Origin of the sequence: Streptomyces longwoodensis (genome assembly GCF_001514125.1) — a bacterium.
Lineage (GTDB): Bacteria > Actinomycetota > Actinomycetes > Streptomycetales > Streptomycetaceae > Streptomyces > Streptomyces longwoodensis.
This window is the reverse complement of record NZ_KQ948560.1, coordinates 223,134-241,427: the sequence shown is the minus strand read 5'-3', so window position 1 is coordinate 241,427 and position 18,294 is coordinate 223,134. Positions and strand designations below refer to the sequence as shown.

The window sequence follows — 18,294 nt, the reverse complement described above, 5'->3', positions numbered from 1 at the left end:
GCCGGTTGGGAAACCAGCACAAAACCGACGCGCCACAAACGGAGTTGGGCCTCTCGATTGTCAGTGCCGTGCCGTAGAAATGAGGGGCACGGCGAGGTCCGCTCGGCGGACGGGAGGAGGTCGCTCGGTGAGCATTTCCGAGCCCTTGGACGACCCGTGGGCCGACAGCGGTCCGAGTGATCGTCTGCCGGCCTCCCGCCGACGCGGGGACGGCGGCCGGAGCCGCGACGACCAGCACGACCGGGGCCGGGACAGCGACGCCTGGGACGGCGGGGGCCCCGCCTTCGAGCGGGTACCGCCCCAGGACCTGGACGCCGAGCAGTCCGTGCTCGGCGGCATGCTCCTGTCCAAGGACGCCATCGCGGATGTCGTCGAGATCCTCAAGGGCCACGACTTCTACAAGCCGGCCCACGAGACGATCTTCCAGGCGATCCTCGACGTCTACGCCAAGGGCGAGCCGGCCGACCCGATCACGATCGCGGCCGAGCTGACCAAGCGCGGCGAGATCAACAAGGTCGGCGGCGCCTCGTACCTCCACACCCTCGTCCAGACGGTCCCCACGGCGGCCAACGCCGAGTACTACGCGGAGATCGTGCACGAGCGGGCGGTCCTGCGCCGCCTGGTCGAGGCGGGAACCCGCATCACGCAGATGGGATACGCGGCCGACGACGACGTCGACGAGATCGTCAACCGCGCCCAGGCCGAGATCTACGCGGTCACCGAGCAGCGCACCAGCGAGGACTACCTCCCGCTCGGCGACATCATGGAGGGCGCCCTCGACGAGATCGAGGCGATCGGCTCGCGCAGCGGCGAGATGACCGGCGTGCCGACGGGGTTCACCGACTTCGACTCGCTCACCAACGGCCTGCACCCCGGCCAGATGATCGTCATCGCCGCCCGCCCCGCGATGGGCAAGTCGACCCTCGCGCTGGACTTCGCCCGGGCCGCCTCGATCAAGAACAACCTGCCGAGCGTGATCTTCTCCCTGGAGATGGGGCGTAACGAGATTGCGATGCGCCTGCTGTCCGCCGAGGCCCGCGTGGCCCTGCACCACATGCGCTCCGGCACGATGACCGACGAGGACTGGACCCGGCTGGCCCGGCGCATGCCGGACGTCTCGGCCGCGCCGCTCTACATCGACGACTCGCCCAACCTGTCCATGATGGAGATCCGCGCCAAGTGCCGCCGTCTGAAGCAGCGCAACGACCTGCGGCTGGTCGTCATCGACTACCTCCAGCTGATGCAGTCCGGCGGCTCCAAGCGCGCCGAGAGCCGTCAGCAGGAGGTCTCGGACATGTCCCGAAACCTCAAGCTCCTCGCCAAGGAGCTGGAACTCCCGGTGATCGCGCTGTCCCAGCTCAACCGTGGTCCCGAGCAGCGCACCGACAAGAAGCCGATGGTGTCCGACCTGCGTGAGTCCGGCTCCATCGAGCAGGACGCCGACATGGTCATCCTGCTCCACCGCGAGGACGCCTACGAGAAGGAGTCACCGCGCGCGGGCGAGGCCGACCTGATCGTGGCCAAGCACCGTAACGGTCCGACGGCGACCATCACCGTCGCTTTCCAGGGCCACTACTCCCGCTTCGTGGACATGGCCCAGACCTGACCCGACCCGGCCCGGACCCGGTCCCGCCCGGACCCGGCCGGCGGACCGCCCACCGGATTGCGGTCGACGCGGTGCGGTCGTGCGGGATGGACTGGGCCCATGACGACACCTCACGAAGAGCTGCTGCCCGGTACCCGGCGCGCGCTGCTGCACCGGATCGCCGTCGCCCAGGCCGAGGGCCGCACGCCCTCGCTGGTCGCCACGGTCGTCCGTGACGGCCGGGCCGTCTGGCACGGGGCGCGGACATCGGTGGACGGGCACGCGCCGGACGAGAACGTGCAGTACAGGATCGGCTCGATCACCAAGACCTTCACCGCCGTGCTCGTGCTGCGCCTGCGCGACGAGGGGGTGCTCGACCTGAACGACCCCCTGGAGAAGCACCTGCCGGGGACCGGAGTGGGGGAGGCCACCCTCGCCCAGCTCCTCTCCCACACCGGCGGCCTGGCGGCGGAGACCCCCGAGCCCTGGTGGGAGCGGACCCCGGGCTCCTTGCGGCCCGGGCTGGCCGACGTGCTGGGCGACCGGCCGCTGCGCCATCCGGCCGGCCGGCGCCACCACTACTCCAACCCCGGGTACGCCCTGCTCGGCGCGCTCGTCGAGCAGGTGCGGGGGGCGTCCTGGGAGGAGGTGCTGCGCCGGGAGGTGCTGGAACCCCTGGGCCTGCACCGGACGAGCATGCGCCCGGAGGCGCCGCACGCGGGCGGCTGGGCGGTGCACCCGTGGGCCGACGTGGTGCAGCCGGAGCCGGTCGAGGAGTACGGGCCGATGGCGCCGGCCGGGCAGCTCTGGTCCACGACCGGTGACCTGGCACGCTTCGCGGCCTTCCTGATGCGGGGCGACGACCGTGTCCTCGCCGCCGACACGCTGCGGGAGATGCGGGCCCCCGCCGCCCCGGCCGAGGCGGCGGACCTGGCCGAGGGCTCCGCCTACGGCCTCGGACTCCAGGTCCTGCACCGGGACGGCCGGCTGCTCGTCGGCCACTCCGGCTCGGTGCCCGGCTTCCTCGCCAACCTCACGATCGCGCTGGACGACGACGTCGCCGCCGTCGTGCTGACCAACTGCACGTCCGGCCCGGCGGTGTCCCAGGTCGCCGCCGACCTCGTCCGGATCGTCGCCGAGGCGGAGCCGCGGATCCCCGCGCCCTGGCGTGCGCTGCGGGAAGTGGACCACGGCGTGCTGGAGTTGGCGGGCCAGTGGTACTGGGGGACCGCTGCCTTCGCGCTGCGCGTGACGGCCGACGGCCTCGTCTCGCTGGGGCCGCTGTCCGGCGTCGGCCGGCGTTCCCGCTTCCAGCCGCTCGGCGACGGCACCTGGACCGGGCTGGAGGGGTACTTCGCCGGGGAACCGCTGCGCGTGGTCCGGCGGGCGGACGGGAGCGTGGACCACCTGGACGTCGGATCGTTCGTGTTCACCCGCGAGCCGTACGAGGAGACGGCGGACGTGCCCGGCGGGGTGGACCCGGAGGGATGGCGGGGGATCGGTCAGGTCTCGGGCGGGCGGACCGGCTGACCCGCCGCCGACTGGTTCCCGCCCGAGCGAAAGGGGTGTGTTTCACGTGAAACACACCCCCCGGGGAACACACCCCTTCGGTGTCAGAGCTGGAGCTTGAACCCCACGTGGGACGCCTCGAAGCCCAGCCGTTCGTAGAAGCGGTGGGCGTCGGTACGGCTCCGGTCGGACGTCAGCTGTACCAACTGGCACCCGGCGGCACGGGATTCCTCGATCGCCCATTGGATGAACCGGGTACCGAGCCCGCTGCCCCGCTCGTCGGCGTGCACCCGCACCCCTTCGATGATCGACCGGGTCGCACCCCGCCGGGACAGCCCGGGAACGAGGGTGAGCTGCAGCGTGCCCACGACCCGGCCCTCGCGGACGGCGACGACCAGGCGCTGGTTGGGGTCGGAGCTGAGGCGCTCCAGCGCGGCGACGTAGGGCGCCAGGTCGTCGGGGGACTCGCGCTGGGCCCCCAGGGGGTCGTCGGCGAGCATGGCCACGATCGCGGGCACGTCGTCGGCGACGGCGGGCCGTATCTCAAGATCTCCCATGCCCCGCACCCTAAGCGGTGGCCGGTACCTTCAGGTCTTCCACGACCCGGACCAGCGGGGCCAGCTCGGGATTCTTCGCCGCCTCGTCGAGCGCCTCGCGCAGGGCGGCGTCGTTGGTGGGCCGGGCCTCTTCCAGCAGCTTCAGGCCCGCGTCCGTGACGTTCGTGTAGATGCCGCGCCGGTCGGTGGGGCACAGGTAGCGCTCCAGCAGGCCGCGGTCCTCGAGCCGGGTGACCAGCCGCGTCGTGGCGCTCTGGCTGAGGACGACCGCGTCGGCGACCTGCTTCATCTGCAGGTGGCCGCCCTCGCCGTCGTGCTGTCGGCTGAGCACGTCGAGCAGGGAGTACTCGCGCGCGCTCAGGTCGTGCCGGGCCTGCAGCGCGCGCTCGATGTGGGCCTCGATCCTCCCGTGCAGCAGGGAGAGCACGCACCAGCTCTGGGCGAGTGCGGTGAGCGAGGGGTCCGTCGCGGTCATGGGCGATTCCTCCGTCCGGAGCGGCTGTCTCCCAGGATAGAGCAACAGCGAAATATACGGCGTTTGCAATTAACACGCGTCTGCAACTATTGTGGACGCACGTAAAGCGCACCTGCAATCGTTCGGAAGGTCTACCCCCTCATGCCTCTCGCGCTCCTGGCCCTCGCGATCGGGGCCTTCGGCATCGGAACCACCGAGTTCGTGATCATGGGGCTCCTGCCCGAGGTCGCGGGTGACTTCGGGGTCTCCATCCCCACGGCCGGCTTCCTCGTGACGGGCTACGCGCTCGGCGTGATGTTCGGCGCCCCGCTGATGACCGTCCTCGGCACCAAGGTCCCCCGCAAGCGGATGCTGATGCTGCTGATGGGCCTGTTCGTCGTCGGCAATGTGCTCTCGGCCCTCGCCCCCGCGTTCGGCGTCATGCTGATCGGGCGCGTGGTCGCCTCGCTGGCCCACGGTGCCTTCTTCGGCATCGGCTCCGTCGTCGCGGCCGAGCTGGTCGCACCGGAGAAGAAGGCCGGCGCCATCGCCATGATGTTCACCGGTCTGACCGTCGCGAACGTCGTCGGCGTCCCGCTGGGCACCCTCGTCGGACAGAGCATCGGCTGGCGCGTCACCTTCGGCATCGTCGCCGCCCTCGGCGTGATCGGCCTCGTCGGCATCGCCAAGCTCGTCCCCGACGTGCCCCGGCCGGAAGGCGTGCGCCTGCGCCACGAGCTCGCCGCGTTCAAGAACGCCCAGGTCCTGCTCGCCATGGCGATGACGGTCCTCGGCTTCGGCGGAGTCTTCGCGGCCATCACCTACATCGCGCCGATGATGACCCACGTGGCCGGCTTCGCCGACGGCTCCGTCACCTGGCTCCTGGTCCTCTTCGGCCTCGGCATGGTCGGCGGCAACCTCGTCGGCGGCAGGTTCGCCGACCGCGCCCTGATGCCCATGCTGTACGTCTCCCTGGGCGCGCTGGCGATCATCCTCGCCCTGTTCACGGTCACGGCGCACCACAAGTTCCTCGCGGCCGTCACGATCGTCCTGATCGGAGCCCTGGGCTTCGCCACCGTGCCGCCGCTGCAGAAGCGCGTCCTGGACCAGGCGCACGGCGCCCCGACCCTCGCCTCGGCCGTCAACATCGGCGCCTTCAACCTGGGCAACGCACTCTCCGCCTGGCTCGGCGGCCTCGTCATCGCGGCCGGCCTCGGCTACACCGCCCCCAACTGGGTCGGCGCCGCCCTCGCCGCGGGCGCCCTGCTGCTCGCCGTCCTGTCCGCGGCCCTCGAACGCCGGGACCACGCCGGGGGCGCCGTCGCCGCGGGCTCCGCGCCCACCGGGACGCGCGTCCCGGCCCACCAGCGCTGAGCCACCCGGCCGCTTCCCCTCGACGAACTGACCGGGGCCGTTCCGCTCGACCACCTGCCGGGTCGGCCCCCCCCCGACCACCCGACCGGATCCGCGACCACCTCACCCGGATCCCTCACCGCACCACCCGCAAGGAGGAACCCCGATGAGCACCACCACCGCCCCCGTCGCCCCGCTGACCATCCAGGACGCGGAAGCCCTCGTGTCGGCCGCGCACCGCGCCGCCGAGGCGGCCGGCGTCACGGTCAGTGTCACCGTCCTGGACGCCGGCGGTCACCTGCTGGCCTTCCGCCGCGACGACCGGGCCGTGCTGATCTCCGGAGAGACCAGCACCCGCAAGGCCTACACGGCGCTGCAGCTGAACGCGCCCACCGCCGACCTCGTCGACGCGGTCCAGCCCGGCGGCCCCTTCCACACGCTGCCCACCGCCCTCGACCGGCCGCTGCTCTTCATCGCCGGTGGAGTACCGGTCCGCCGGGACGGCCGGCTGATCGGCGCGATCGGCGTCGGGGGCGGTGCCCCGGAGCAGGACCACGCCTTCGCCACGGCGGCCGTGGCGAACCTCGCCTGACCACCGCCCTCCCCGCGCGCCGACAACCTCGACGACTCGTCGCGCCGCATCCGCACCAGCGGGAACGCCGGCTTCCAGGGAAGCCGGCGTTCCCGTATGCAGGAGAAGGGGTCAGGGGGCCGCCGTCAGCCGGCCGCCACCGTCAGCGGGGCGAAGCGGCGCGTCCAGTCACCCGGCAGCTCCGTGATGCCGTGGGTCATGACGGAGTTGAAGGCGACCGAGGCCAGGCCCCGTTCCTTCAGCCAGGCCAGCAGTTCCTCGTGCCGCACGTCGACGTCGGTGCGCAGGGGCCGGTCGGTGTGCGCGGCGAGGGAGGCGACCAGGGCCCGTGCGGTCTCCGTGTCCCGGGCGATCAGCGGGCCGATGACATGGGTGTCCATGTTGGGCCAGGCCGCCGCGTAGCCGATGATCCGGCCGTCCTCCACGGCGACGCGCAGCCGGTCGGCGAAAGCGGGCAGACGGGTGATCATGTGGGTGCGGTCGGTGCCGAAGACGTCTCCGTCCAGCCGGATGATCGCTGGAAGGTCCCCGGCCGTCGCCGCGCGGGTCGGGACCGTGGGCGCCGGCCCACCGGGGAGGAAGCGCCCGCTCACCATCTCGGCCCGGCCCGTGGTCTTGAAGCCCAGCTCCTCGTACAACGGACGTCCGAGGGGCGTGGCGTGCAGGGTCAGCGGGGTGGGGCCCAGCGCGGAGACGACATGGCGCAGCAGATGACGCCCGAGCCCCCGCCGGGCGTGTCGCTCCGCGACCAGCATCATGCCGATGGCACCCAGCTCCGGTCGCTCCTGCGGGCCGTACCGGGTCACGGCGCAGGCGGCCATGAGCCCGCCCGCCGGATCGTCGATGCCGTACCCCTGCCCGGCCGTCAGCAGCAGGCCCCACTTGTGCTCCTCACGGGGCCACCCGCGATCCTCGGACAAGTCGGCGCACGCGATGAGGTCACGGTGGGTCAGCCGACGGACGGGCGGAGCGGTGGGGGAAGGAGTGAGCACGCAGGTCAGGCTCTCCGACCCGCGCCCGCGGCGTCCACCCGTTTCCCTTTTCTTTCCCCGAAGACGTACGCGCTTTCGGCCACCTCGTGCTCCCGCACGGCGGCCGGGACCGATTCGCTGTTCCACGTGAAACAACGCCTGTACGAAACCTGTGAACCGGACTGCCCAGTAGGTCAGTTGAGCGAAAGGGCGAGGGCCGGCCTCGAGCGTTCCGCGGGGCGAAGCGGGTACATGGGGTCGGGGCGACGGACGGTAAGGTCGACTGTGAGAGTAGGCGAGGCACAGCATGGACGTTCCGACCAGCAGGTCGGCCGACAACGGCTCGTCCCGCGGGGAGGACGGCTGGTTCGGGTCGCGCACGCGGCCACCCTCCGCTCCGGGTGACGGCGCGCCGGACTCGCGGTTACTGCCCCAACGGGCCCTCCCGGTGCCCCAGGCCTCCCCGGACGCGGCCCTCATCCGCCGGACCATGGTCGAGCTGACCCCCGTGGCCGACGAGGTCACGTCGTACTTCTACGCACTGCTCTTCGTGCGCTACCCCGGTCTGCGGCCGCTCTTCCCGCCGGCCATGGACGTCCAGCGCGACCGGCTCTTCAGGGCCCTGCTCACGGCCGTCGAGCACGTCGACGACACGCCCGCGCTCGCCGATCACTTCCAGCGGCTCGGCCGCGGACACCGCAAGTACGGCACCCGGCCCGAGCACTATCCGGCGGTCGGGGAGTGCCTGATCGGCGCGCTGAGCCGGTACGCCGCCGCCGTGTGGGACGCGGAGACGGAAGCCGCCTGGGTACGCGCGTACACCAGGATCTCCCAGGTCATGATCGACGCGGCCGCGGCGGACGAGCTCCTCGCCCCGGCCTGGTGGCACGCCGAGATCGTGTCCCACGAACTCAGGACACCGGACGTGGCGGTGCTCACGCTCCGCCCCGACAAGCCGTACCCCTTTCTCGCCGGGCAGTACACGGCCCTGGAGACCCCGTGGTGGCCCCGGATCTGGCGCCACTACTCGTTCGCCTCGGCGCCCCGCTCCGACGGACTGCTCACGTTCCACGTGAAGGCGATATCGGCCGGCTGGGTCTCCCGCGCCCTGGTGCACCGGGCCAGACCCGGCGACGTGCTGCGCCTCGGCCCCCCGACCGGCTCCATGACCGTCGACGCCGCCGGGGACAGCGGGCTGGTCTGTGTGGGCGGGGGCACGGGCATCGCCCCCATCAGGGCGCTCGTCGAGGACCTGGCCGAGCGCGCCGTACGGCGGCCGGTCGAGGTGTTCTACGGCGCCCGTTCCCAGCGGGACCTCTACGACATCGACACGATGCTCGGGCTCCAGCGGGCGCACCCCTGGCTCGAGGTCCGTCCCGTGGTCGACCGGGACGGTCGGCCCCAGCTGTCCCACGCGTTATGGACCTTCGGTCCCTGGGACGCACACGAGGCCTACGTCTCGGGGCCGCCCGCGATGATCCGCAGCGGGGTGGACGCCCTGCGGGACATCGGCGTCCCGCCGGAGCGGATCCGGCACGACGCGGTCGAGGAGCTGGGCGTCGCGGGACACTGACCGGGAGCCGGGCATCTCACCCCAGATCGGGTGCGTGCATGGCGCGCACACCCTCGATGTTGCCGTCCAGGTAGTGCCGCAGCGACAGCGGTACGAGGTGGACGGAGGCGATCCCCACACGGGTGAACGGCACCCGGACGATCTCGTACTCCCCGGCGGGCTCCTCGACCTCCGGTCCGTGCCGCAGGGCCGGGTCCATGGATTCCAGGTGGCAGACGAAGAAGTGCTGCACCTTCACGCCCGTGGTGCTGCTGTCCTCGCCGATGTGCTCGACGGTGTCGACGAAACAGGGCACCACATCGGTGATCTTCGCCCCGAGTTCCTCGTACACCTCCCGGTGCAGGGCGTCCACGACGGTGGTGTCCTCCGGCTCGACCCCGCCCCCGGGGGTGACCCAGTAGGGATCCACGCCGGGCTTGGTGCGCTTGATCAGGATCAGGTCGTCACCGTCGAGCAGAACGGCGCGGGCGGTGCGCTTGACCACGGGTCGGACGGTCATGGGAGAAATGTGGCCCGCTGGGTTCCACGTGAAACATCGTCCCGCGTTTCACGTGAAACATCGCAAAACGTCACCAAAGTGCGCCAGTGAGTGACGCTTCCCGTATCGGGAAAGGTGTACGACGCCCGCCGCGGCCGCAGGCGCCATTGGCTACTGACACCTAGTCAACTAGCCTGTGGTGAACGGTTCTTCGCGCGGAGAACCGAGGACGGTCCGGGCCACCAGGGGGGGAGGCTCGGACCGTCCGTCCGCCCGGACGAGGTCCGGGCGACGGCATGATCAGCCGGTCACGCCGACTCGTCCAGCGCCCGCACCACGTCCGCCAGCAGGTCGTCCGCGTCCTCGGCGCCGACCGACAGCCGGATGAAGCCCTCCGGCACCGCGTCCCCGCCCCAGCGCCCGCGCCGCTCGGCCGTCGACCGCACCCCGCCGAAGCTGGTCGCGTCGTCCACCAGGCGCAGCGCGTCCAGGAAGCGCTCGGCCCGCTCGCGCGAGGGCAGCGCGAAGGACACCACACAGCCGAAGCGCCGCATCTGCTGCGCGGCGATCTTGTGCGACGGGTCGTCGGGCAGCCCCGGGTAGCGCACACCGGTCACGTCGGGACGCTGCCGCAGCGTCTCCGCCACCGCCAGCGCCGTCGCGTTCTGCTGCTCGACCCGCAGGGCCAGGGTGGCGATCGAGCGGTGCGCGAGCCAGGCCTCCATGGGGCCGGGAACGGCACCGACGATCTTCCGCCAGCGCCGGACCGCCGTCATGGCCGCGCCGGAGCGCCCGGTGACGTACCCCAGCAGGACGTCTCCGTGCCCCGTGAGCTGCTTGGTGCCGCTCGCCACCGAGAAGTCCGCGCCGAGCTCCAGCGGGCGCTGGCCGAGCGGCGTGGCGAGCGTGTTGTCCACGGCGACCAGGGCGCCCTGCCCGTGCGCGGCGTCGACGAGCCGGCGGATGTCGCACACGTCGAGCCCGGGGTTGGACGGCGACTCGATCCACAGCAGCTTCGCCCCGTCCAGCACGGCGAGCTGGGCGTCGCCGCCGGTCGGCGCGGTGCGCACCTCGATGCCGTACGCCTCCAGCTGGGCGCGCACCAGCGGCAGGGCCTGGTAGCCGTCGTCGGGCATCACCACGGCGTCCCCGGCGCGCAGCTGGGAGAAGAGCGCCGCCGAGATCGCCGCCATGCCGGAGGCGAACACCAGCGTCTCCACGTCCTCCCGGCCGGGCGCCTCCAGCTCGCCGATGGCTTGTTCGAGGCGCGTCCACGTGGGGTTCTCGTCACGGCCGTAGGTGTACGGCCCGGTGGGCTCGCCCGGCAGGTGGTAGTGGGCGGCGAACACGGGCCCGGGCAGCGTCGGCTCGTACTTCACCGGCTCGGGCAGCCCCGCCCGCACCGCGCGCGTGCTCTCCCCGCCGCCGGTGACACCGTCCTCGGAATCCCTCATGCCGCTCGTCCCTCCACCTCGTCACGTACCGCGGCGAGCAGGCCCTCGCTCGCCGCCTCCACCATCTCAAGACACTCCTCGAACCCGTCACGCCCCCCGTAGTACGGGTCCGGCACGTCCAGGTCGTGGCCCGCGCCGTGGTCGTACGAGCGCAGCAGGCGGACCTTGGCGGCGTCCTCCGCGGTGGGCGCGAGGCGGCGCAGGGCCTTGAGGTGACCGGCGTCCAGCGCGATCACCAGGTCGAGGCGGTCGAACCACGCCGACCGGAACTGCCGGGCGGTGTGTGCGAGGGGGTAGCCGTGCTCCTCGAGGACGGAGACGGTGCGCGGATCGGCGCCCTCGCCCTCGTGCCAGCCGCCCGTGCCGGCGCTGTCGACCTCCACCACGCCGTCCAGCCCGGCCTCCGCCACGCGTGCGCGGAAGACGGCCTCGGCCATCGGGGAGCGGCAGATGTTGCCGGTGCAGACGAAGCAGACGCGGTAGGTCATGGGGTCAGTCCTCGTCCGGCAGGACCATGTTCAGCGCCCAGGACACGATCGAGATGATCAGACCGCCGAAGACCGCGGTCCAGAAGCCCTCGACGTGGAAGCTCACGTCGAGCTTGCCGGCCAGCCAGGAGGTGAGCAGCAGCATCAGCGCGTTCACCACCAGCGTGATCAGACCCAGCGTCAGGACGAACAGCGGGAAGGTCAGCACCCGCACCACCGGCTTGACGAACGAGTTCACCAAGCCGAACAACAGGGCGACGACGAGCAGCGTGCCGACCTTCTTGCCCGTGCTGTCGCCGGTCAGCGTGATCTTGTCCAGCAGCCAGACGGCCACCGCCAGGGCGCCCGCGTTGGCGATCGTCTTGACTACGAAATTCTTCATGTGTCTGATCGTCGCAGAGAGATCGGACACGAGCACCGGGCAGGGGCGGACCAAGGCGATGAAGGCATTCCGGCTGGACGAACTGGAGGCGGAGCGGGCCGCCAACGACGGTGCCTACCTGCAGTTCCTGCGGGAACGGAACATGTCCGTGGGGCTGTACGCCCTCGACGCGGGCGCGCACGACCCGCAGAACCCGCACGACCAGGACGAGGTGTACTTCGTGGTCAGCGGCCGCGCCTCCCTCACCGTCGGCCTGGAGACCACGCAGGTGGCCCGCGGCAGCGTGGTCTACGTGCCGGCCGGGGTCGCCCACAAGTTCCACCACATCAGCGAGGACCTCCGGGTCCTGGTGGTGTTCTCTCCCCCGGAAGCCTGAGCCGCGACCCCGGCATTCCCTAGGGGATCGGTCAGGGGAGGACAAGGGGTGCGAGGCCCCCGCCGGGCCACCCCCCGCCCCTAGCATCGGGTGCAGGACAACGAAAGGCTCCGGTCGCGGACGTACCGGGCCGACACGGACCCGGCACAGCGACGGGCGGAGAGGTAGGACGAGGGCGATGCGAGAGATCTTCGCGGGACTGCCGTGGTGGGTGAAGTGGGTCGCGGTGCCGGTCATCGCCCTGGTCGTCTTCGGCGGGCTGATAGCCAGCGTCGTCGGCTTCCTGATCGGCCTGCTGTTCAAGCTGCTGATCTTCGTCGCCCTGGTCGGCGGACTCCTGTACGTCGTACGCAAGTTCAAGGCGGGATCCTCCTCGCGCGGCGACTGGTGAGCGCAACGGGACACCGCTGACCGGTAACACGGATCAGCGGTTCCCTCGGGCGGGGGAAGTTTCCGGGCAGCCCGGCCGCAGGCGGTGGCGGACGGTTAGAGTCCGGAACTCGACGCGGGGACACCCCGCGAGCAGCGCACCCCGCGCACCCCGCGCACCCCCCTCCCGTGTTCCCCGGCACGGGCTCCCCCTCGCGCCTCGGGAGTGACTCTTGGCCACGGTCGACACCGCATCTGGAGAAGCACACGCGCCCCTCACCGGGCCGCGTACCGTCACCTTCCCGCGGGCCCCCGCACCGGCCGTCCCCGAGCAGCCGCAGCCCGCGACCACCCTCATCGGATCCGTCCAGCGGGCCATGCGCCTGCTGGAGTGCGTGGCCGAGCACGAGTGCGGGGCTCCCGCCAAGCAACTCGCCCGCGAGACCGGCCTGGCGCTCCCCACCGCCTACCACCTGCTGCGCACCCTGGTGCACGAGGGCTATCTCCGCCGCGACAAGGGCCTGTTCTTCCTCGGCGAGGCAGCCGAACGACTGAGCAGTACCGGAGCAGCGCAGAAACGTCGCAGCACCGTGGTGGACGCCCTCGCGCACTGGCGCGATTCGATCGGCGTCCCCGTGTACTACGCCGTGTACCGCGACGGCGAGATCGAGGTCATGTGCGTCTCCGACACCCCCGGCAATCCGGCCGTCGAGGAGTGGGCCGACTTCCGCGAGACCGGGCACGCACATGCCATCGGCCAGTGTCTGCTGTCGCAGCTCGATGTGGAGGCCCGCCGCGACCACCTGTCCCGCTACCCCGTGCAGTCCATCACTCCGTACACGGTGCGTGACAACCTCACCCTTCTGCGTCGTCTCGAACGCATGCGCAGGATGCAGCCGGTGACGGAACGTCAGGAGTACGCCCTCGGTACCGTCTGCGCGGCGATCCCCATCACCGTGGGCACCACGGCGGCCACGATGGCCCTGTCCCTGCCCGTCCACCAGGAGGACCGGCTCCTCCTGGCGGCACAGCGCCTGCAGAGCGAGGTGGGCCGGAAACTGGGGTCGCTCGCCCTCTCTATCAGCATCTGAAAACTCACTCCTTGTGATCTGCCATACACGTTCAGCAAGATGCGGGGCAGAGTCAGGGGTCCATTCCCGGCCAGTCGACGGCAACGACGGGGTTAGGCGATGCGCGAGTCCGTACAAGCGGTAGAGGCAGAGGTCATGATGAGCTTTCTCGTGTCCGAGGAGCTGTCGTTCCGCATCCCGGTCGAGCTGAGTTACGAGAGCAGCGATCCCTACGCCGTCCGGCTCACCTTCCACCTTCCCGGGGACGCCCCGGTGACCTGGGCGTTCGGGCGGGAGCTGCTCATCGACGGGGTGGGCAGACCGTGCGGGGAGGGCGACGTGCGGGTCGCTCCCGTGGAACCGGACGTGCTGGGCGAGGTCCTGATCCGGCTCCAGGTGGGCATGGACCAGGCGCTGTTCCGCTCCTCGGCCGCGCCGCTCGTGGCCTTCCTGGACCGCACCGACAAGCTGGTGCCGCTGGGGCAGGAGACCGCGCTGGCCGCCTTCGACGCCCACCTCGACGAGGCGCTGGACCGGATCCTGGCGGAGGAGCAGAGCGCCGGCTGAGCCGCACCGCCGCACCTGTGGCGGAACGCTTCAGCGCGGGACGGTGGCCCATGCAGGAACGGTTCTGCAGAAGCGGCCGGGAGGGGCGGCTCCAGACCACCCGGGTGGGCGCCGTGGCCCACCCCGCTGAGTGCCTGGCGCCCGGCCGGATGCCGTCGTCGACCCCTCAGCGCTTGCGACGCCGCCCGCGGCCACCGTGCGACGGGGCAGCCGGCGCCGATGACGTCGGGCCGGACCCGGGCCCGACGGGTCCCGGTACCGTGGCGCCGGCCATCACCTCCCGGCCTCGGCCCGCGTCCGGTGCCGGCCGGTCGGCCGAGACGACCAAGGCCGCCAGCGCCGTGGTGACCGGTACCGAGGCGACCAGGCCGATGGAGCCCACCAGCGTGCGCACGATCTCCTCGGCGACCAACTCGCTGTTGGCGACCGTGCCGACGCTGCTCTGCGCGATGGAGAACAGCAGCAGCAGCGGCAGCGCGGCGCCCGCGTAGGCGAGGACCAGCGTGTTGACCACGGACGCGATGTGGTCCCGGCCGATCCGGATGCCCGCCCGGTACAGCCCGCGCCAGCCCATCGCCGGGTTGGCCTCGTGCAGCTCCCAGACCGCCGAGGTCTGGGTGACCGTGACGTCGTCCAGGACACCGAGCGAGCCGATGATGACGCCGGCCAGCAGCAGACCGCTCATGTCGATCGACGGGTACAGCCCGTGGATCAGGCCGGTGTTGTCGTCGGTGTTGCCGGTGAGCGCGGCCCAGTCGATGAACAGCGAGCCGAGGACGCCGATCAGCAGCAGGGAGATCAGCGTGCCGAGCACCGCCACGGACGTACGGGCCGACAGGCCGTGGCACAGGTAGAGCGCGATCAGCATGATCGCGCTGGCGCCCACCACCGCCACGACCAGGGGGTTCGAGCCCTGGAGGATCGCCGGCAGGATGAAGAAGTTCAGGATCAGGAAGCTGATCGCCAGCGCCACCAGCGCCATGACTCCCCGCAGGCGCCCGACGACCACGACGGCGACGGCGAAGATGCCGGCCAGCAGCGCCATGGGGAAGCCGCGGTCGACGTCGGTGACCGAGTACTGCAGGTCCTTCGGGGCGGAGGGCTCGTAGGCGACCACGACCTTCTGGCCCTCGTGCAACTGCCGTGTCTGGTCCGGCTGGACGATCTCGGTGAACGTACGGCCCTCGTCCTTGCCGGTGTCGACCCGGATCGTGGCCTTCTTGCAGGTGCCGTTCGCCTGTTGCTGGGCGGAGGAGCCCTCGGCCGTGGAGGTGTCACCGGTCGGGGCGCCTCCCGAGGCGTTCACCGACTGGCAGCTGACCTCGGCGACCTGGGTGACCGTGGCGTGCTGCGTCTGCCGGTCGAATCCGACGCCGGTGCGCTCGTGCGCGGGCGCACCGCCCGGCCAGAGCACCGCCAGCCCGATGAGCACTGCCGCGCCGAACGGGATCAGGATGGCCGCGATGACCTTGCGCAGGTGCTGGGAGACGGGCGCGGCGGGACCATGACTGTGGCTGTGCCCGTGCGCGTGGCCACCGTGTCCGGATCCGCCATGGCTTCCGTGGCCGCCGTGTCCGGATCCCCCGTGACCTCCGTGTCCCGATCCGCCGTGACCGCCGTGTCCGCCGTGGCCACTGTGTCCGGATCCGCCGTGACCACCGTCCCCCGGGCTTCCCGAGCCGTTCCCGTCCCCGGGGTCCGGGGCGTACCCCGGCGCGTGCTCGTGGCCGAAGGTCTCGCCGGTGGGCGGGCGGCGGGGTTCCGGCGGCGGATACGGGGGACGGGATGTCGTGGTCACCGCCCGATCATCGCAAGAACGGCAGGGGCCCTCTGTTCACCGCGCCAGAACGGACGCTAGCGTGGGGGCACCTTTGCACACGCGGGAGCTCGGAGCACCGGGCTGAGAGGGCGCTGACCTCCGTCTTCGCGATGTTTCACGTGGAACGAGAGATGTCCCACACGAGACGTCGATGAGGGACGGTGACCGCTGCGTCGACCGCCGAACCTGTTACCGGGTAATGCCGGCGTAGGGAGTAGGTCTCATGACCAACAAGGACGCACGCACGCCTGCCTCCGTCCAGGACGGGACGCCGCTCGAGACGGCTTCCGCCACGTCCCCGGAGGCCGGGAAGTCCATCGGCTGGCACAAGGCGTACGTCGAGGGCACCCGCCCCGACCTGCGGGTGCCGGTCCGTCAGGTGCACCTCACCAACGGGCAGTCGGTCACGCTGTACGACACCTCGGGCCCGTACACCGATCCGCACGTCGACACCGACGTCCGCAGGGGGCTGTCGCCGCTGCGGGAGAACTGGATCATCAGCCGCGGCGACACCGAGGAGTACGCCGGGCGGCCCGTCCGTCCGGAGGACGACGGGATCAAGCACACCGCGCCGCGTGGTGGGCTGCGCAACCTGGACGCGGTCTTCCCGGGCCGCCCGCGCCAGCCGCGTCGCGGCCGCGACGGCCAGGCGGTCACCCAGCTCGCCTATGCGCGCCGGGGCGAGATCACGCCGGAGATGGAGTTCGTGGCCCTCCGGGAGAACGTCTCTCCCGAGGTGGTGCGCGAAGAGATCGCGGCGGGCCGGGCGGTGCTCCCGGCGAACGTCAACCACCCGGAGATCGAGCCGATGATCATCGGCAAGCGGTTCCTGGTGAAGGTCAACGCCAACATCGGCAACTCGGCGGTGACGTCCTCCATCGAGGAGGAGGTCGAGAAGATGACCTGGGCGACCCGCTGGGGCGCCGACACGGTCATGGACCTGTCCACGGGCCGCAACATCCACACCACCCGCGAGTGGGTGCTGCGCAACTCCCCCGTCCCCATCGGCACCGTCCCGCTCTACCAGGCGCTGGAGAAGGTCGACGGCAGGGCCGAGGAGCTGACCTGGGAGATCTACAAGGACACCGTGATCGAGCAGGCCGAGCAGGGCGTGGACTACATGACGGTCCACGCGGGCGTGCGCCTGGCGTACGTGCCGCTGACCGCGAACCGCAAGACCGGCATCGTCTCGCGTGGCGGCTCCATCATGGCGGCCTGGTGCCTGGCCCACCACAAGGAGTCGTTCCTCTACGAGCACTTCGAGGAGCTCTGCGAGATCCTCGCCGCCTACGACGTCACCTACTCGCTGGGCGACGGCCTGCGTCCCGGCTCCATCGCGGACGCCAACGACGAGGCGCAGTTCGCGGAGTTGCGGACGCTCGGGGAACTCAACCGGATCGCCAGGCGTTTCGATGTACAGACGATGATCGAGGGCCCGGGACACGTCCCGATGCACAAGATCAAGGAGAACATCGACCTGCAGCAGGAGATCTGCGATGAAGCTCCGTTCTATACGCTCGGGCCGCTGACGACGGACGTCGCGCCGGCGTACGACCACATCACCTCCGGCATCGGTGCCGCGATGATCGCCTGGTGGGGCACGGCGATGCTCTGCTACGTCACCCCCAAGGAGCACTTGGGGCTGCCCAACCGTGACGACGTCAAGACCGGCGTCATCACCTACAAGATCGCCGCCCACGCGGCCGACCTCGCCAAGGGGCACCCCGGCGCTCAGGAATGGGACGACGCCCTGTCCGACGCCCGCTTCGAGTTCCGCTGGGAGGACCAGTTCAACCTGGCCCTCGACCCGGACACGGCACGGGAGTTCCACGACGAGACCCTCCCGGCCGAGCCCGCCAAGACCGCCCACTTCTGCTCGATGTGCGGGCCGAAGTTCTGCTCGATGAAGATCTCCCAGGACATCCGCCGCGAACACGGCGGCAGCCGGACCGAAATCGAGGAGGGCATGGCCCAGAAGTCCAAGGAGTTCGCGGCCGCCGGCAACCGGGTGTACCTGCCGCTGGCGGACTGACGCCGCGCTCCGGCGCGCAGGGTCCGGCTCCGGGATCTCGTTCCCGGAGCCGCCCGTTCCCCCCAGGAAGTAGGCACACTGAGCCCATGACAGCGCGATCCTTGAGCAAGGGTGCCAATCTGCCCGTCGACGCGGCGGGGGTGTGGGCCGAACTCAGTTGGGAGCACGGGCCCGGTGCGCCGGACGTGGACGCCTCGGCCCTGCTGCTGACCGAGGCGGGACGGGTCCGGGACGACGGGGACTTCGTCTTCTACAACCAGCCGCATCACGCCTCCGGCGCCGTGCGTCACCTGGGCAAGGGCAGCTCCGGTGCCGTCACGACGGACACCGTCGCCGTGGACCTGCGCGCGCTGGAGAGTGCCGTGGACCGCGTCGTGCTGTGCGCGTCGGCCGACGGCGGGACGTTCGGGCAGGTGGCCGGGCTGACCCTGCGGCTGCTGGACGCCGGGAGCCGGAGCGAACTGGCCCGGTTCGCGATGGAGGCCGGCACGGAGACGGCGTTCATCGGCGGCGAGCTCTACCGGCGGTCGGGACGGTGGAAGTTCCGCGCGGTCGGGCAGGGGTACGCCTCCGGACTCGCCGGACTGGCCACGGACTTCGGGATCACCGTGGACGACGACGCCCCGGCGGCACCGACGCCGACCCCGTCCCCCACCCCGTCCCCC

19 protein-coding genes are annotated in these 18,294 nt (G+C 71.3%); 11 read left to right on the top strand and 8 right to left on the bottom strand.

The genetic code is table 11. The annotated features are described in order from the left end of the window. The first annotated feature begins 127 nt into the window (after positions 1–127). Positions 128–1,606: a replicative DNA helicase gene (gene dnaB / locus AQJ30_RS28470; RefSeq protein ID WP_067239633.1), complete on the top strand. Its 1,479-nt coding sequence runs from the start codon at positions 128–130 to the stop codon at positions 1,604–1,606. A 99-nt stretch (positions 1,607–1,705) separates the two neighbouring features. Next, entirely contained in the window at positions 1,706–3,115 is a 1,410-nt protein-coding gene (locus tag AQJ30_RS28465) for a serine hydrolase domain-containing protein (protein ID WP_067239631.1), read from the top strand. Between the two features lie 83 nt (positions 3,116–3,198). Here the strand turns inward: AQJ30_RS28465 and AQJ30_RS28460 are convergent, their stop codons facing one another. Together AQJ30_RS28460 and AQJ30_RS28455 are read right to left on the bottom strand one after the other, a co-directional pair. Beyond that, on the bottom strand, positions 3,199–3,651 hold the full coding sequence (locus AQJ30_RS28460; RefSeq protein ID WP_067239630.1) for a GNAT family N-acetyltransferase: 453 nt from the start codon (positions 3,649–3,651) through the stop codon (positions 3,199–3,201). A gap of 10 nt (positions 3,652–3,661) precedes the next feature. Then, positions 3,662–4,126 (bottom strand): MarR family winged helix-turn-helix transcriptional regulator, encoded by a 465-nt coding sequence (locus tag AQJ30_RS28455; protein WP_067239628.1) that lies wholly within the window; start codon positions 4,124–4,126, stop codon positions 3,662–3,664. A gap of 141 nt (positions 4,127–4,267) precedes the next feature. Here AQJ30_RS28455 and AQJ30_RS28450 point away from each other — a divergent pair, with 141 nt between their 5' ends. Then, entirely contained in the window at positions 4,268–5,479 is a 1,212-nt protein-coding gene (locus tag AQJ30_RS28450) for an MFS transporter (RefSeq protein WP_067239627.1), read from the top strand. Positions 5,480–5,624: 145 nt separating this feature from the next. Continuing rightward, positions 5,625–6,050 (top strand): GlcG/HbpS family heme-binding protein, encoded by a 426-nt coding sequence (locus tag AQJ30_RS28445; protein ID WP_067239625.1) that lies wholly within the window; start codon positions 5,625–5,627, stop codon positions 6,048–6,050. A 125-nt stretch (positions 6,051–6,175) separates the two neighbouring features. Here AQJ30_RS28445 and AQJ30_RS28440 read toward each other — a convergent pair whose 3' ends face one another. Next, on the bottom strand, positions 6,176–7,042 hold the full coding sequence (locus AQJ30_RS28440; protein WP_067239623.1) for a GNAT family N-acetyltransferase: 867 nt from the start codon (positions 7,040–7,042) through the stop codon (positions 6,176–6,178). A 286-nt stretch (positions 7,043–7,328) separates the two neighbouring features. Here AQJ30_RS28440 and AQJ30_RS28435 point away from each other — a divergent pair, with 286 nt between their 5' ends. Further along, positions 7,329–8,594, top strand: a complete 1,266-nt coding sequence (locus AQJ30_RS28435; protein WP_079084353.1) for a globin domain-containing protein — start codon at positions 7,329–7,331, stop codon at positions 8,592–8,594. A gap of 16 nt (positions 8,595–8,610) precedes the next feature. Here AQJ30_RS28435 and AQJ30_RS28430 read toward each other — a convergent pair whose 3' ends face one another. From AQJ30_RS28430 to AQJ30_RS28415, 4 genes are all read right to left on the bottom strand, one after another. Further along, positions 8,611–9,093 carry an NUDIX domain-containing protein gene (locus AQJ30_RS28430; protein ID WP_067239621.1) on the bottom strand — a complete coding sequence of 161 codons (483 nt, stop codon included), beginning with the start codon at positions 9,091–9,093 and terminating at the stop codon, positions 8,611–8,613. Between the two features lie 287 nt (positions 9,094–9,380). Beyond that, positions 9,381–10,526 (bottom strand): cystathionine gamma-lyase, encoded by a 1,146-nt coding sequence (locus AQJ30_RS28425; protein WP_067239620.1) that lies wholly within the window; start codon positions 10,524–10,526, stop codon positions 9,381–9,383. After that, a complete protein-coding gene (locus AQJ30_RS28420) occupies positions 10,523–11,014 on the bottom strand; it encodes a low molecular weight protein-tyrosine-phosphatase (RefSeq protein ID WP_067239618.1) in 492 nt (163 codons plus the stop codon). Before AQJ30_RS28420 ends, AQJ30_RS28425 begins: the two co-directional genes overlap by 4 nt. A 4-nt stretch (positions 11,015–11,018) precedes the next feature. Next, positions 11,019–11,396, bottom strand: coding sequence for a phage holin family protein (locus AQJ30_RS28415; protein WP_067239616.1), 378 nt, complete (start codon positions 11,394–11,396; stop codon positions 11,019–11,021). Between the two features lie 58 nt (positions 11,397–11,454). Here AQJ30_RS28415 and AQJ30_RS28410 point away from each other — a divergent pair, with 58 nt between their 5' ends. From AQJ30_RS28410 to AQJ30_RS28395, 4 genes are all read left to right on the top strand, one after another. Next, a complete protein-coding gene (locus AQJ30_RS28410; RefSeq protein WP_067239615.1) occupies positions 11,455–11,772 on the top strand; it encodes a cupin domain-containing protein in 318 nt (105 codons plus the stop codon). 178 nt (positions 11,773–11,950) lie between these two features. Beyond that, on the top strand, positions 11,951–12,163 hold the full coding sequence (locus AQJ30_RS28405; protein WP_067239613.1) for a DUF5326 family protein: 213 nt from the start codon (positions 11,951–11,953) through the stop codon (positions 12,161–12,163). A 334-nt stretch (positions 12,164–12,497) separates the two neighbouring features. Continuing rightward, a complete protein-coding gene (locus AQJ30_RS28400; RefSeq protein ID WP_281200971.1) occupies positions 12,498–13,232 on the top strand; it encodes an IclR family transcriptional regulator in 735 nt (244 codons plus the stop codon). A gap of 99 nt (positions 13,233–13,331) precedes the next feature. Next, positions 13,332–13,778 (top strand): SsgA family sporulation/cell division regulator, encoded by a 447-nt coding sequence (locus tag AQJ30_RS28395; protein WP_067239611.1) that lies wholly within the window; start codon positions 13,332–13,334, stop codon positions 13,776–13,778. A gap of 166 nt (positions 13,779–13,944) precedes the next feature. Here AQJ30_RS28395 and AQJ30_RS28390 read toward each other — a convergent pair whose 3' ends face one another. After that, positions 13,945–15,576, bottom strand: a complete 1,632-nt coding sequence (locus tag AQJ30_RS28390; RefSeq protein ID WP_079084352.1) for a YibE/F family protein — start codon at positions 15,574–15,576, stop codon at positions 13,945–13,947. A gap of 244 nt (positions 15,577–15,820) precedes the next feature. Here AQJ30_RS28390 and thiC point away from each other — a divergent pair, with 244 nt between their 5' ends. Further along, positions 15,821–17,629, top strand: coding sequence for a phosphomethylpyrimidine synthase ThiC (gene thiC / locus AQJ30_RS28385; protein ID WP_067239608.1), 1,809 nt, complete (start codon positions 15,821–15,823; stop codon positions 17,627–17,629). Between the two features lie 86 nt (positions 17,630–17,715). Next, on the top strand, positions 17,716–18,294 hold a 579-nt coding region (locus tag AQJ30_RS28380; protein WP_169808504.1), incomplete at its 3' end, for a TerD family protein.

Coding starts and splice junctions, on each gene's coding strand:
- AQJ30_RS28465 (WP_067239631.1), top strand. CDS start 1,706: ATGACGACACCTCACGAAGAGCTGCTGCCCGGTACCCGGCGCGCGCTG.
- AQJ30_RS28460 (WP_067239630.1), bottom strand. CDS start 3,651: ATGGGAGATCTTGAGATACGGCCCGCCGTCGCCGACGACGTGCCCGCG.
- AQJ30_RS28455 (WP_067239628.1), bottom strand. CDS start 4,126: ATGACCGCGACGGACCCCTCGCTCACCGCACTCGCCCAGAGCTGGTGC.
- AQJ30_RS28450 (WP_067239627.1), top strand. CDS start 4,268: ATGCCTCTCGCGCTCCTGGCCCTCGCGATCGGGGCCTTCGGCATCGGA.
- AQJ30_RS28445 (WP_067239625.1), top strand. CDS start 5,625: ATGAGCACCACCACCGCCCCCGTCGCCCCGCTGACCATCCAGGACGCG.
- AQJ30_RS28435 (WP_079084353.1), top strand. CDS start 7,329: ATGGACGTTCCGACCAGCAGGTCGGCCGACAACGGCTCGTCCCGCGGG.
- AQJ30_RS28430 (WP_067239621.1), bottom strand. CDS start 9,093: ATGACCGTCCGACCCGTGGTCAAGCGCACCGCCCGCGCCGTTCTGCTC.
- AQJ30_RS28425 (WP_067239620.1), bottom strand. CDS start 10,526: ATGAGGGATTCCGAGGACGGTGTCACCGGCGGCGGGGAGAGCACGCGC.
- AQJ30_RS28420 (WP_067239618.1), bottom strand. CDS start 11,014: ATGACCTACCGCGTCTGCTTCGTCTGCACCGGCAACATCTGCCGCTCC.
- AQJ30_RS28415 (WP_067239616.1), bottom strand. CDS start 11,396: ATGAAGAATTTCGTAGTCAAGACGATCGCCAACGCGGGCGCCCTGGCG.
- AQJ30_RS28410 (WP_067239615.1), top strand. CDS start 11,455: ATGAAGGCATTCCGGCTGGACGAACTGGAGGCGGAGCGGGCCGCCAAC.
- AQJ30_RS28405 (WP_067239613.1), top strand. CDS start 11,951: ATGCGAGAGATCTTCGCGGGACTGCCGTGGTGGGTGAAGTGGGTCGCG.
- AQJ30_RS28395 (WP_067239611.1), top strand. CDS start 13,332: ATGCGCGAGTCCGTACAAGCGGTAGAGGCAGAGGTCATGATGAGCTTT.
- thiC (WP_067239608.1), top strand. CDS start 15,821: ATGACCAACAAGGACGCACGCACGCCTGCCTCCGTCCAGGACGGGACG.